Origin of the sequence: Brevundimonas vesicularis (assembly GCF_027105095.1) — a bacterium.
GTDB lineage: Bacteria > Pseudomonadota > Alphaproteobacteria > Caulobacterales > Caulobacteraceae > Brevundimonas > Brevundimonas vesicularis_E.
Genome location: NZ_CP114278.1, coordinates 1,761,639 through 1,774,074, shown reverse-complemented (window position 1 = coordinate 1,774,074; position 12,436 = coordinate 1,761,639). Strand labels below are relative to the sequence as shown.

The 12,436-nt window shown below is 66.9% G+C and carries 11 protein-coding genes; 4 read left to right on the top strand and 7 right to left on the bottom strand.

Going from position 1 to position 12,436, the window contains the following annotated elements:
• The first annotated feature begins 37 nt into the window (after window positions 1-37).
• Complete coding sequence (locus O2K97_RS08755; protein WP_269218960.1) at window positions 38-526, top strand: CinA family protein; 489 nt, start codon at window positions 38-40, stop codon at window positions 524-526.
• Window positions 523-774, top strand: coding sequence for a sulfurtransferase TusA family protein (locus O2K97_RS08750; RefSeq protein WP_269218959.1), 252 nt, complete (start codon window positions 523-525; stop codon window positions 772-774). Before O2K97_RS08755 ends, O2K97_RS08750 begins: the two co-directional genes overlap by 4 nt.
• On the opposite strand, the gene O2K97_RS08745 is transcribed toward O2K97_RS08750, so the two are convergent.
• The gene (locus tag O2K97_RS08745; RefSeq protein ID WP_419466114.1) at window positions 731-1,579 is read right to left on the bottom strand and encodes a YihY/virulence factor BrkB family protein; all 849 of its coding nucleotides are present in this window, start codon (window positions 1,577-1,579) and stop codon (window positions 731-733) included. The two genes, O2K97_RS08750 and O2K97_RS08745, sit on opposite strands and share 44 nt — an antisense overlap.
• A gap of 297 nt (window positions 1,580-1,876) precedes the next feature.
• Here O2K97_RS08745 and O2K97_RS08740 point away from each other — a divergent pair, with 297 nt between their 5' ends.
• A complete protein-coding gene (locus O2K97_RS08740; protein WP_269218957.1) occupies window positions 1,877-3,184 on the top strand; it encodes a diguanylate cyclase domain-containing protein in 1,308 nt (435 codons plus the stop codon).
• A 6-nt stretch (window positions 3,185-3,190) separates the two neighbouring features.
• Here O2K97_RS08740 and mfd read toward each other — a convergent pair whose 3' ends face one another.
• Entirely contained in the window at window positions 3,191-6,640 is a 3,450-nt protein-coding gene (gene mfd / locus O2K97_RS08735) for a transcription-repair coupling factor (protein ID WP_269218956.1), read from the bottom strand.
• Window positions 6,640-6,948, bottom strand: coding sequence for a succinate dehydrogenase assembly factor 2 (locus O2K97_RS08730; RefSeq protein ID WP_269218955.1), 309 nt, complete (start codon window positions 6,946-6,948; stop codon window positions 6,640-6,642). Before O2K97_RS08730 ends, mfd begins: the two co-directional genes overlap by 1 nt.
• Window positions 6,949-7,127: 179 nt before the next feature.
• Here O2K97_RS08730 and recG point away from each other — a divergent pair, with 179 nt between their 5' ends.
• Complete coding sequence (gene recG / locus O2K97_RS08725) at window positions 7,128-9,215, top strand: ATP-dependent DNA helicase RecG (protein ID WP_269218954.1); 2,088 nt, start codon at window positions 7,128-7,130, stop codon at window positions 9,213-9,215.
• Here the strand turns inward: recG and O2K97_RS08720 are convergent.
• From O2K97_RS08720 to tmk, 4 genes are read right to left on the bottom strand one after another with little or no spacing between them, the layout of a single operon-like run.
• Window positions 9,212-10,006: an MBL fold metallo-hydrolase gene (locus O2K97_RS08720; RefSeq protein ID WP_269218953.1), complete on the bottom strand. Its 795-nt coding sequence runs from the start codon at window positions 10,004-10,006 to the stop codon at window positions 9,212-9,214. The two genes, recG and O2K97_RS08720, sit on opposite strands and share 4 nt — an antisense overlap.
• Window positions 10,003-10,785 carry a TatD family hydrolase gene (locus O2K97_RS08715; protein ID WP_269218952.1) on the bottom strand — a complete coding sequence of 261 codons (783 nt, stop codon included), beginning with the start codon at window positions 10,783-10,785 and terminating at the stop codon, window positions 10,003-10,005. The genes O2K97_RS08720 and O2K97_RS08715 overlap by 4 nt, the downstream gene beginning before the upstream one ends.
• Window positions 10,785-11,774 carry a DNA polymerase III subunit delta' gene (locus O2K97_RS08710; protein WP_269218951.1) on the bottom strand — a complete coding sequence of 330 codons (990 nt, stop codon included), beginning with the start codon at window positions 11,772-11,774 and terminating at the stop codon, window positions 10,785-10,787. The genes O2K97_RS08715 and O2K97_RS08710 overlap by 1 nt, the downstream gene beginning before the upstream one ends.
• Window positions 11,771-12,403 carry a dTMP kinase gene (gene tmk, locus O2K97_RS08705; RefSeq protein WP_269218950.1) on the bottom strand — a complete coding sequence of 211 codons (633 nt, stop codon included), beginning with the start codon at window positions 12,401-12,403 and terminating at the stop codon, window positions 11,771-11,773. The genes O2K97_RS08710 and tmk overlap by 4 nt, the downstream gene beginning before the upstream one ends.
• Window positions 12,404-12,436: the final 33 nt, after the last annotated feature.

The following is a 12,436-nucleotide window of genomic DNA, read 5'->3' as shown; positions in this document are numbered from 1 at the left end:
TCTGGTTAGAGCGGGGTTCGCGGCCTATGAAAAGACCATGTTTTCCCAAGATATCGCGCAGCTGGCGCAACAGATTGTCGCAACAGCCAGCGAACGCGGCCTGATGCTGGCGACGGCCGAAAGCTGCACGGGCGGTTTGGTATCCTCTGCGATCACAGCCATTCCCGGCTCGTCAGTGGTCCTGGATCGCGGCTTCGTCACCTACAGCAACGAGGCCAAGGCCCAGATGCTGGGCGTGTCGCTGGAAAGCCTGTCCGCCCACGGCGCCGTGTCGCAAGCGGTCGCAGTGGCGATGGCTGAGGGCGCGGTCAAACACTCGCGGGCCTCCGTCTCGGTGTCCGTGACAGGGGTGGCTGGACCGGGCGGCGGATCGGTCGATAAGCCCGTGGGTCTGGTCCATTTCGCGGCGTCCGGGCCGAAGGGTGTCATTCACCGCGTCGAGCGGTTCGGCGACCTCGGCCGCGACGACATTCGCCAAGCCAGCGTTCGTGTGGCGCTGGAACTGCTGGCGGATCGGCTCGCGTGAGCGACCCTGTCGTCATAGACGCCAGGGGTCACCGCTGCCCTGTTCCCAGCCTGAAGCTGATGAAGGCGTTGGAAACCGCCCCGCCCGGCGCGCGGATCGTGCTGCTGGCCACCGATCCGATGGCCCGGATCGACGTGCCGTTTCTGATGTCTCAAAAAGGCGGGCGCGTGCTCGAGATCGAGGACGCCGACGGCCTTCTTCGCATTACGATCGAGACCGGCGCCCGGCTCGACGCTCCGACAGATTGACGACATCGGCTGGAGGCGCATCGGCGATCACGCGCGCCTTGGCCGCCAGCTCCATCTCGGTGGCGAAGGCGCCGCCGTAGAAGATGGCGTTGACGTTCCACGACAGCCAGATCAGCAGCACCACCACGGCGCCGACCGATCCATAGGTGGCCCCCAGCGGCGCAATCTGCTCGACATAGATGGCGCATAGCCAAGACGACACGACGGACATCAGCGTCGCCACCAGACCGCCCGCTGTCGCGGGCAGCCAGGCGACCGGCGTCCTGTGGCTCATGGCGTAGCGGTAAAGCAGCGTCAGCCCGATGACCAAGCCGATGGCGGGCAGGAAGGCGTCAAGCGGCGCCATGCCGCTTCGCCCGGGCAGGCCGGCGGCCGACGACGAGGCATGCGCCATGATGCGCACGGTCACGACGGCGCCCGACACCACGGTGAACAGCGCAAAGGCGAAAATGGCCACGAAAAAGGCCAGCAGATTGAACTTGAAGAAGCCGTGCGGCTCGGTCTCGTCATGAATCAGGTTCAATCCCGCCAACAAGGCCTTGAAACCTCGATGCGCGGCATAGGCGCCGACGAACAGGGCGAAGGCGCTCTGAGCGGAAACCGTCCGCGCCGACGCGTTGCTCAAACGTGTGATCTCGCCCTGAAAAATGGTCTGCGCCGCCTTGGGCAACAGGTCCGACAAGGCGGTCGCCTGGGCGCTGACCTCGCTGATCGACAGGCCCAGCTTGTAGAAGCCGATCAGGATGGCGATCGCGGGAAACACGGCCAGCAGGGCGAAGAAGGACACGCCGCCCGTATAGAGCATGACGTCGCGCCCCCAGCTGCGGGTGAACGCTCGCACGGCCAGCCCGCCCCAGAATCCGGGCGCTTTCAGGACCGACCGTGTCAGTTGCTCACTCAAATCGGTCCCCACAACCGTTGCACAAGCGGCGGAACCTAGCGGAATTCGCCTGCGGCGAAAGTCTCATCCGCGTGAGGACGATCATTCGCGATCCGGCCGCATCGCTTTGGCCGGACGACATTGCATCCTTAACACCCTCGTCGCTATGGTCCGCGCGTTTCCGGCCGGCTATTGGCGCGGCGACTTTTGGAGACGATCGGCTTGGCTTTCGACGCGCGCGTATTGATCCTGGCGGCTGACGATGGCCGGATCGGGCCGCTCGCTGCGGGTCTGGACGCGCTGGGCTGGACGACGGTGACCGCCCGTGACGTCGTCTCCGCTGAGATGACGCTTCAGGACTTTCCGCTCGAAGCCGCCGTCATCGATATCAACACCTTCGACGCCGACGTGGCGTCACGCCTTCGCGCCGCCGCCGAGCCGCGTCGCCTGCCCATCGTGCTCATCGGCGCCCGCCCTGATTCGGTAAAGGGTGCGGATCTGACCATGTCCACGCCGCCGCATCCGGCCCAGGCGGCCTTGCGTCTGGAGCAGTTGGGCAGGGCCGCCATCGCCGAGGAAGAATATCGGCTGCGCGTCACCACCTTCGCCACGCGCGGGGTCGGCTTGGACAAAAGGGCCGACGACGATGGTCCCTTGCGCGTGCTGGCCGCCGGCGTCGCGGACCGGCGCTTTCTCGCCCTGTCGAACGCCCTGACTGCGGCCGGTGTCGAGGTGGTCGCGGCGCCGACGCCCTACACCGCCTTCGACTATCTGCACGAAAGCCCGTTTGACGCCGCCGTTTTGTGGGGCGCCGAAGACCATGCGCCGGCCCTGTCGATCGCGGCGGGCATGAAGCGCAATACGCGCCTCTATCATATTCCGCTGATGCTTTATCTGCGCGGCAGGAACGAGATCAGCCTGGCTGAACTGTTCAACCGGGGCTTCGCAGACGTCGCCTCCGCCGACACGCCCGAGAGCGAAACGGCCGAGCGGATCCTGGCCTTGGCCGGCGCGCACCGCATCCACCTGGGCATTCGCAAGACGCTGGACTCGGTGCGCAGCCTGGACGTGATGGATCCGGAAACGGGCCTGTTCACGCCCGAACTGTTCGCAAGCCACCTGGGCCGTGTCGCCGAGGCCTCGCGCGCGCGCAAGCGCCCGCTTTCCGTCTGCGTCCTTAGGGTGCGCGAAACCCAATCCGTCACCTGGGCGCGTCAGGGCGGCTGGCTGGATCGCGCCATGCCGCAGATCGGGGCCATGGTTTCGCGCCTGGTCCGTGTCGAGGACACCCCTGCCCGCCTGGCCAAGGAGGTCTTCGCCCTCGCCCTGCCCGCGACCCACGCTGAACCGGCGCGTCTGGCCGCAGAACGAATCGCCGCCGTGATCGGCTGCACCGCCTTCGACGCCGGTCCGGACCGGTCGCCCTTCGTCGCCGAGTTCGACGTCGGCGCCGCCGAGATGCGCCCCGACGAAAGCGCCGCCGCCCTGCTTGAGCGCGCCTCGGCCGACCTTTTCGAAAAGACGCGCTGAGGGGCTTTACGCCCCCGCCACCCGCGCCAGATCGGCGGTGATCCGTTCGGCCACCTTCAGTCGCTCTTCCGCCGTCGGCCAGTCGCCCGAAACGACGATCTTCTGATCTGGCCGAATCTTCCAGAAGGCGTGGTTCTTCTGGATCAGCCCGACCAGTCCCGCCGGATTGGGGAAGCTGTTGTCGCGCAACGTCAGCACCGCGCCGCGCGGTCCGATGTCGATCTTCTCGATCCAGGCCTTGCGGCAGTTCGACTTGATGCCGACGATCTTCAGCAGTTGCTGCGCCTCATCCGGCAAGGGCCCGAAACGGTCGATCAGTTCGGCGGCCAAGGCTTCGCGATCCTCGGCCTGTTCGGCGTCGGAAAGACGACGATAGAGGCTCAGACGCACGTTCAGGTCCGGCACGTAGTCTTCTGGAATCAAGACAGAAGCGCCGACATTGATCGACGGCGACCAACCGCGATCCACCGCCTGTCCCTCGCCCTTCTCACGCAGCTCCGCCACGGCGTCTTCCAGCATCTGCTGGTACAGTTCGACGCCGACCTCGCGGATATGGCCCGACTGCTCGTCGCCCAGCAGATTGCCGCCGCCGCGCTGGTCCAGATCGTGGCTGGCTAGCTGGAAGCCGGCGCCCAGATTGTCGAGCGACTGCAGAACCTGCAACCGCCGCTCGGCCGACAAGGTCATCGGCTTGACCGCATCGGTGGTCAGGTAGGCGAAGGCGCGCGCCTTGGACCGGCCGACCCGGCCCCGGATCTGATACAGTTGCGCCAGACCGAACATGTCGGCGCGGTGGACGATGAGCGTATTGGCCGTCGGGATATCCAGCCCGCTCTCCACGATGGTGGTGGAGACCAGGACGTCATATTCCCCGTCGTAGAAGGCGCTCATCACCTCCTCCAGTTGGGTGGCGCTCATCTGGCCGTGGCCGACGACGAACTTCACCTCGGGCACCTGTTCGCGCAGGAATTTCTCGATGGCGGGCAGGTCCTTCAGGCGCGGCGCCACATAGTAGGCCTGACCCCCGCGATATTTCTCACGCAGCAGGGCCTCACGCACCAGGATCGGGTCCCACGGCGTGACATAGGTCCGCACCGCCAGGCGATCGACCGGCGGGGTGGCGATGATCGACATCTCGCGGATGCCCGACAGCGCCATCTGAAGCGTGCGCGGAATCGGCGTGGCGGTCAGGGTCAACAGATGCACGTCGGCGCGCAGCGTCTTCAGCTTCTCCTTATGCTTGACGCCGAAGTGCTGTTCCTCATCGACGATGACCAGGCCCAGATCGCGGAAGCCGACCTGTTCGCTCAGCACCGCATGGGTGCCGACGACGATCTCGACCGAGCCGTCCTTCAGCCCGGCCCGCGTCTCCGCCGCCTCCTTGGCGCCCACCATCCGCGACAGTTGACGCACCTTCACCGGCCAGCCCGCGAAACGTTCAGAGAAGGTCTTGAAGTGCTGGCGCGCCAGCAGGGTCGTCGGCGCGACGATCGCCACCTGCTGCCCCGTCATGGCGACGACGAAGGCGGCCCTCAGCGCCACCTCGGTCTTGCCGAAGCCGACGTCGCCGCAGATCAGGCGATCCATTGGCGTGCCCTTGCCCAGATCCTCCAGCACATCGCCGATGGCGTTCAGCTGATCGTCGGTCTCCTCATAGGGGAAGCGCGCGCAGAACTCGGCGAACAGACCCGGTGGGGGCGTGACCGCATCGGTCTCGCGCAGCGCCCGCTTGGCGGCCAGGGCGATCAGCCCCTCGGCCATGGCGCGCAGACGTTCCTTGGCCTTGGCCTTTCTGGCCTGCCAGCCTGCGCCGCCCAACTTGTCCAGTTGGACGCCCTCGGAGTCCGAACCGTACCTTGTCAGAAGATCAATGTTTTCAACCGGCAGATAAAGTTTGCTCTCACCGGCGTAGAACAGTTCCAGACAGTCGTGCGGGGCCTGCTGGATTTCCAGCGTCTTCAGCCCCTCATAGCGACCAATCCCGTGATCTAGGTGAACGACCAGATCGCCCGTCGTCAGGGCCGACGCCTCCGCCAGGAAGTTGGAGGCGCGGCGTTTCTTGCGCGGTCGCGCCAGACGGTCGCCCAGGATGTCGGTCTCGGAAATGACCGCCACCTCGTCGGTGACAAAGCCATGCTCGACCGGCAGGACGCCGCGCAGATAGAGGTCTTTCGGCGCAGCCTGAACATCAGACCAGTCGCGCACGGCGACGATGTGATCCAGCCCATGGTCGGCCAGCATGGTCGCCAGCCGCTCCGAAGATCCTTCGGTCCAAGAGGCGAGCAGCACCCGCTTGCCCTCGGCCTTGAGCGCCGCCGCATGGGCCGCCACCGCCTCGAAAAGATTGACGCTGTCCTGCGCCCGCTCGGCCCCGAAGGTCCGGCCCAAACGTCCGCCGGCATCCTCGCCGCCCGTGGAAAAGGGCGTGAAGCGCCGCACGGTGCGACCCGCCAGCGCCTGGTTCCAGTCTCCCGCGTCCAGATAGAGCCGCTTGGGCGGCAAGGCGCGATTGGCGCTGGCCTGCCCTTTGGCTTTGGCCGCCTCGGCGCGCGCATCATAAGCGTCCGCGACCAGATCCCATCGCTCGGCGCGGGCCGTCTCGACCTGATTGTCCAGGAAGATCGCCGCGTCGTCCGGCAGATAGTCGAACAGGCTGTCCAGGGTCTCATAGAACAGCGGCAGCCACTGCTCCATGCCCTGACGCCGCGCGCCCTCGCTGATCGTCGCATACAGCGGGTCGTCGCCCGGCGCGCCGAACAGGTTCAGATAGCCGGTGCGGAAGCGCGAGATGGCCGCCGCATCCAGCAGCGCCTCCGACACCGGCGCGAGGGACACGGACGTCATCTGGCCGGTCGACCGCTGCGTTTCGGGATCGAAGGTGCGGATCGATTCCAGCTCGGATCCGAACATATCCAGCCGGACCGGCTCTTCGAAACCAGGCGGATAGACGTCGACGACCCCGCCGCGCACCGCGAACTCGCCGCGCTCCGACACGGTCGAGGCCCGGACATAGCCGTTGGCGGCGAAATAGCGCTCCAGCGCCTGGATATCGAGATCGCGTCCGACCTTGGTTTCGAACCCGGCCTGTGTCGTGACCGACTTCGGCGGGGTGCGCTGCATGGCCGCTGACACCGTCGTCACGACCAGAACCGGCGCATCGCCGGGGTTGCGCATCGCCAGCCGCGTCAGCGTCGCCATCCGCTGCGCCGCAATCCCTGCCGTGGGGCTCAGCCGGTCATAGGGCAGACAGTCCCACGCCGGATAATCCAGGATTTCAATATCTTTCGAGAAGAACTGAAACGCCTGAACGAAGCTACCCGACCTCTGAAAGTCGCGTGCGACAAACAGGCCGACGCCGCCGCCCGCCTTGATCCGTTCGGCGACGATCAGTGCGTCCAGCCCTTCGGGCGCGCCGCCCAGATCAGCGTCGGTCCGGTGTTCGACCTTGGCGTCCATCAGCCGATCCCCTTGCCGACTTCGGCCGCCACGTGGGCGCGCATGAAGGCGCGCACCTTGGCCATAACCGGCGTCTCGAGCTCGGGCGGCGTCGGGTCACGCTCGATGATCCAGCCGTAAAGCCACTGATCTTCCTCGTCGATCAGCCGTTCGAACTGGTCCAGTTCCGCATCGGTCAGGGTCGGCGCGACCTGATCGGAAAACGGACCCAGCACCATGTCGGCCTCGCGAAAACCCCGCCGCCAGGCGCGGAACTGAATGCGTCCCAGCCGCTGCCTGCGCTCAGGCGTCATGGGCTCAGAGGTCATTTCGCTGTCGGGACGCGCGTCGATTTCGGCCACAAGAATCCTTGCCCGTTAAAAATGCCGATGCGCTCATGCAGCGATCCGCCGCGCGGAGAGCGATAGCGCATCAGGAATGTGAGAAGCGCAGATAGCGTTCCTGAACGCACTTCGCCACCCGTCATGGTCACGCTATGTTCACGGCGATGCGTCCGCAGATTCTCTTTCCCCTGTTCGCCGAGGTCTCGACCCTTAAGGGCGTGGGCCCTCGCGTCCTGCCCCTGGTGCAAAAGGTGGCGGGCCCTCTGGTCCGCGATCTGCTGTTCCTCAGCCCGTCCGGCGTCATCGTCCGCCGCCCTGCCGAGGCCGCGACCGCAGTAGATGGCGAGGTGGGCGTCTTCACCGTGACCATCGATCGCCTCTTCACGCCCAGCCGCCCCGGCGCGCCGCTGAAGGTCCGGGCCAGCGATCCGACCGGCTTCGTTCACCTGGTCTGGTTCGGCGGTTCACCCCAGCACATCGACCGGCTGTTGCCGCGCGGCGAGACGCGGTTGGTCGCGGGCAAGGTCGAAAGGTTCAACGGCGAGGTTCAGATCGTCCATCCGGACATCGTGACGCTCGAAAAGGCCGCCGACATTCCGGCGTCCGAACCCGTCTATCCGGCGACGCAGGGGCTCAGTTCTCGCCAGTTGCGCAAACTGGTCCACGCCGCCCTTGCTGACGCGCCCGACCTGCCCGAATGGCAGGATTCCGCTTGGCTCAAGAGGCAGAACTGGCTGGGTTGGCGCGCCGCTCTAGACGCCCTGCATGCCCCTGCAGGCGAGATCGACCTGACGCCCGACGCCCCCGTTCGCCAGCGCCTGGCCTATGACGAGTTCCTGGCCCATCAGTTGGCTCTGGCCCGTCGTCGCCGCGCGCGCGAGATCAGGCCCGCCCCCGTCATCGCCCCCGGCGCGGCGTCCGAACACCTGCTCCAGACCCTGCCCTTTCAGCTGACCAACGCCCAGGTCCAGGCCGTCGCCGACATCCGTCGCGACCTGGCCTCGGGCCAGCAGATGGGCCGATTGCTGCAAGGCGATGTCGGCTCGGGCAAGACCGCCGTCGCCGCCCTGGCGCTGGCCGACGCCGCTTCCAGCGGTTTCCAGTCCGCGCTCATGGCCCCGACCGAAATCCTGGCGCGCCAGCATTACGAGAAGCTCGGCCCCATGCTGGGCGCGGCTGGCGTGACTGCGGTCCTGCTTACCGGCCGCGACACCCCTGCTCAACGACGCGAGAAACTGGCTGTCCTGGCCTCTGGTCACGCCCAGGTCGCCATCGGCACCCATGCCCTGTTCCAGGACGCCGTTCGCTTCGACCGCCTGGCCCTGGCCGTCATCGACGAACAGCACCGGTTCGGCGTGAACGAGCGCCAGCGGCTGCAAGCTAAGGGCGACCCGCGCCTGGGCGCCGTGCACCTGCTGACCATGTCGGCCACCCCCATTCCCCGTACGCTTGAGCTGACGCAGTACGGCGAACTGGAGGTCAGTCGCCTGATGGAAAAGCCGCCCGGCCGCACCCCCGTCACTACCGCCGTCCTGCCCTTGGCCCGCATCGGCGAGGTCGCCGCCCGTCTGAAGAACGCCGTCGAAAGCGGCGCCCAGGCCTATTGGATCTGTCCTTTGGTTGAGGAATCCGAGGCCATCGACCTGGCGGCCGCCGTCGATCGCGCCGACGATCTGCGACGCCTGCTGGGCGTCGAGGTCGGCCTGGCTCATGGCCAGATGCCGGGCGCAGAACGCGAGGCCGTCATGGCCGACTTCGCCGACGGCCGCCTGCCGATTCTCGTCGCCACCACGGTGGTCGAAGTCGGCGTGGACGTACCCAACGCCTCAATCATGGTCATTGAACACGCCGACCGCTTCGGTCTGGCCCAGTTGCACCAACTTCGGGGCCGCGTCGGTCGCGGCGCCAAGGCCAGTTCCTGCATCCTGCTGTATGGCGGTCAGGACGGCGCCCTCGGCGAGACGGCGAAAGAGCGGCTCGAAACCCTGCGTCGCACCGAGGACGGATTCGAGATCGCCGAGGAAGACTTCCGCCTGCGCGGCGGCGGCGATCCCCTGGGCCTGAAACAGAGCGGTTTTCCCGCCTACCGCTTCGCCGATCCGATCCGCCACCGCAGCCTGATGCTGGCCGCCGCCGATGATGCGCGGCTGATCATGAACCGCGACCCGGATCTGACGTCGGAACGCGGTCAGGCGGTGCAGGTGCTGGAAGAGCTATTCGACTGGAAAAACCACAAGGCCGGCGCGAGCTAGCCGATCACTCGGCTCCAGCCATCGAATCCGACCTCGACGTTTTCGGGAACAAGCGCCGACAACGCCTTGTAATCCATGTCGATGTGCAGATTCGTCAGCACCGCGCGCTCCACGTCTGCGGCGGCGATCCACGCCAGGGCCTGGTCCAGATGAGCATGGGTCGGATGCGGCGCATAACGCAGCGCGTCCACGATCCAGAACTTGCACCCGGCCACCGCCGCCAAGGCCGCCTCGTCCAGATCGGAAACATCGCTGGAATAGGCGACATCGCCGAGCCGATATCCCACCGAACGGATCGGCCCATGCGCCTGATCAAAGGTCGTGACCGGGATCGAGCCGCCCGCGCCCTCGACCGACCAGGCCGTGCCATGCGGCGGAATGATCCGTCCGTCCAGCAGCGGCGGATAACCGAACTTGCTCTCGAAAATGTAGTCGAACCGATGCGTCAGCGAGCCGTGCGTCACCGCATCCATCCACGCCGGTATCCGCTTCCTGGCCCGCGCGGCGAAGGTGCGCAGGTCGTCGATGCCGTGGGTCTGGTCCGCATGATCGTGGGTGTAGAGAACCGCATCCACATGCTTCGTCCCGCTGGCCAGCATCTGTTCGCGCAGGTCCGGCGATGTGTCGATCAGGACATTGGTCACACCCTCGGCGCCGGTCTTCCTGGCCAGCATCGAACAGCGCGTGCGCCGGTTCTTGGGCTCGGCTGGGTCGCAGGCACCCCAGTCGCCGTCCCCGCGCGGCACCCCACCCGACGATCCGCTGCCCAGAATGACGACTTCGAAACTCATGCGGGCCTGGGTATCCGGTCAAAGAGGCCGAAGAAGGCCTCGGTCGTAATGCGATCCGCCTCCTCGGCGCTCCAGCCCCGGATCTGGGCCAGCTTGTCCAGCACATGACCGATGTAGGCCGGCTCGTTGCGCCGTCCACGATGCGGGATAGGCGCCAGATAGGGGCAGTCGGTCTCGACGATGATCCGGTCGCCCGGCATATCGCGGATCACCGACCGCACGTCCTCGGCCGCCTTGAAGGTCGCAATGCCGGACACGGAAAACCAGGCGCCCATTTCGGCAGTGATTTTCGCCAGTTCCGCGCCACTCGTATAGCAGTGCATCAACATCTTGAATGGCCCGGCGGCATATTCCTCGCGCAGGATCGACGCCATTATATCGTCCGCCTCACGCGTGTGGATCACCAGCGGCAGACCCGTCTCGCGCGCCGCCTTCACATGCTGTCGGAACACCGCCGCCTGCACCTCGCGCGGGCTGAAGTCGTAGTGGAAATCCAGCCCGCATTCGCCGATCCCGACCACCTTGGGCCGCTGGGCCAGGTTGATCAGGGTCGCCGCCGTCAGGTCCGCCGCATCCTTGGCCTCGTGTGGATGGACCCCGACCGTGCACCAGATGTCGTCATTGGCCATGGCGATGCCGTGCGTCGCCTCGAAGGTCGTCAGCTTGTCGGAAATCTCGACCATCAGCCTGACGCCCGCCTCGCGCGCGCGCGCGATCACGGCGTCCCGGTCCTCGTCGAACTGTGGCGCGTGCAGGTTCACATGACTGTCGATCAGCATCAGCCCATTCGCTCCTGCTGCGCCTGGACCCGCTTCAGATCCGCCAGAGCCCCCGCCAGCACATCGGCCTTGTCCAGGTTCAGTCCCGCCGCCCGTTCCGGCAGCGGCTGCAACCGCTCCCACAGCTCGGCCCATCGATTGCCGGCGCCCGGCGCGCTCTGCAAGGCGCGCATCCGCACCGCCGCGATCAACCGGTCCATCAGGGTCTCGAACCGCTCCTGCCCCTCGGCGCCGCGGAACCGGTCGGCGATGGCCAGGGCTTCGGCCCGGTCCACGTCGCCCTCGACCCATCGCCGCGCCAGCTGGTCCATCTCGAACGTCGCGCCGGACGCCAGGGCCAGGGCTGCGCCCGGCGATCCGCCCGCCATGGTCGCCGCGTGTTCGGCGTCCTCACGCTCCGCGCCCGTCCGGTTGCGCACCAAGGTTTCCAGCCGTTCCGGCGTCCAGATCGGAAAGCTCAGCCGCCGGCACCGCGACCGGATCGTCGCCAGCAACCGCCCCGGCGCATGGGTCACCAGGAACAGCACGCCGCGCTCTGGCGGCTCCTCAAGAACCTTCAGCAAGGCGTTGGCGGCATTGAGATTAAGGTCATCCGCCGCATCAATGATCGCCACCCGGAACTGGGCTTGCGACGGGCTCTTGGAAAAGAACTCCGGCAGTTCGCGCGACTGATCGACCGAGATCGACTTCTTGGTCTTGCCCCCCTCGACCAGACGTTCCAGCACCAGAAGATCCGGATGCGACTGGGCCGAGATCAGCCGGCTGACCGGATCATCGCGCCGCGCGCCCAGCGGCCCCGACGCCGGATCGGCCGCCGCCCCCAGCAGCCGCCGCGCCGCACGATAGGCGAAGGTCGCCTTGCCCGTCCCCTCGACCCCGCACAACAGCCAGGCGTGGTGCAATCGCCCCCGTTCCCAGGCGTCCAGAAACGCCGTCTCCGCCGCGGCATCAGGAATCAGGTCGAACCGGTCACGCGGGTGATCGCTCACAGCAGCCGGTCCTGAACCGCCTGCCAGACCCGCGCCTCGACCTCGTCCAGCGATCCGACCGCGTCGATCAGCACGCAACGCTGCGGATTGGCCTCGACGATGCGCAGGAAGCCCTCGCGCAGGCGCTGATGGAATTCCAGCCCCTTGGATTCGAACCGCGTCTCGAACAGGCCGCGCCCGAACGCCCGTTCCAGCCCGACCTCGACCGGCAGGTCGAACACCAGGGTCAGGTCCGGCTGGTCGTCCCCGACCACGCCCGCGTCGATCTGTTCGATGAAGCTTTGCGCCACGCCGCCGCCAGCGCCCTGGTAGGCCCGGCTTGAATCGGCGAACCGGTCGCACACCACCCAGTCGCCGGCCGCCAGCGCCGGGCGGATGGTGCGCTCCAGATGGTCCGAGCGCGAGGCGTACATCAACAGCGTCTCGGTCATGGCCGACCACGGCTCGGCATCGGTGGCCACCACCAGATTGCGGATCACCTCCGCGCCCTTTGAGCCCCCCGGCTCACGCGTGCGCACGACCTTGCGCTCGCCCAATACCGCCTGCAGCCGCGCGACCAGCCGCCCGACCTGGGTCGATTTGCCGGCGCCCTCGCCGCCTTCGAAGCTGATGAATTGTCCACGGGTCACGCGCCTTCATGGCGCGCCGACGCCGCCCGGCGC

Excerpts from the sequence above, each read along its gene's own strand:
- mfd (WP_269218956.1), bottom strand. The coding sequence starts at position 6,640 with ATGGACGCCAAGGTCGAACACCGGACCGACGCTGATCTGGGCGGCGCG.
- O2K97_RS08715 (WP_269218952.1), bottom strand. The coding sequence starts at position 10,785 with ATGCTGATCGACAGTCATGTGAACCTGCACGCGCCACAGTTCGACGAG.
- recG (WP_269218954.1), top strand. The coding sequence starts at position 7,128 with ATGCGTCCGCAGATTCTCTTTCCCCTGTTCGCCGAGGTCTCGACCCTT.
- O2K97_RS08720 (WP_269218953.1), bottom strand. The coding sequence starts at position 10,006 with ATGAGTTTCGAAGTCGTCATTCTGGGCAGCGGATCGTCGGGTGGGGTG.
- O2K97_RS08745 (WP_419466114.1), bottom strand. The coding sequence starts at position 1,579 with ATGCTCTATACGGGCGGCGTGTCCTTCTTCGCCCTGCTGGCCGTGTTT.
- O2K97_RS08755 (WP_269218960.1), top strand. The coding sequence starts at position 38 with ATGTTTTCCCAAGATATCGCGCAGCTGGCGCAACAGATTGTCGCAACA.
- O2K97_RS08730 (WP_269218955.1), bottom strand. The coding sequence starts at position 6,948 with ATGACCTCTGAGCCCATGACGCCTGAGCGCAGGCAGCGGCTGGGACGC.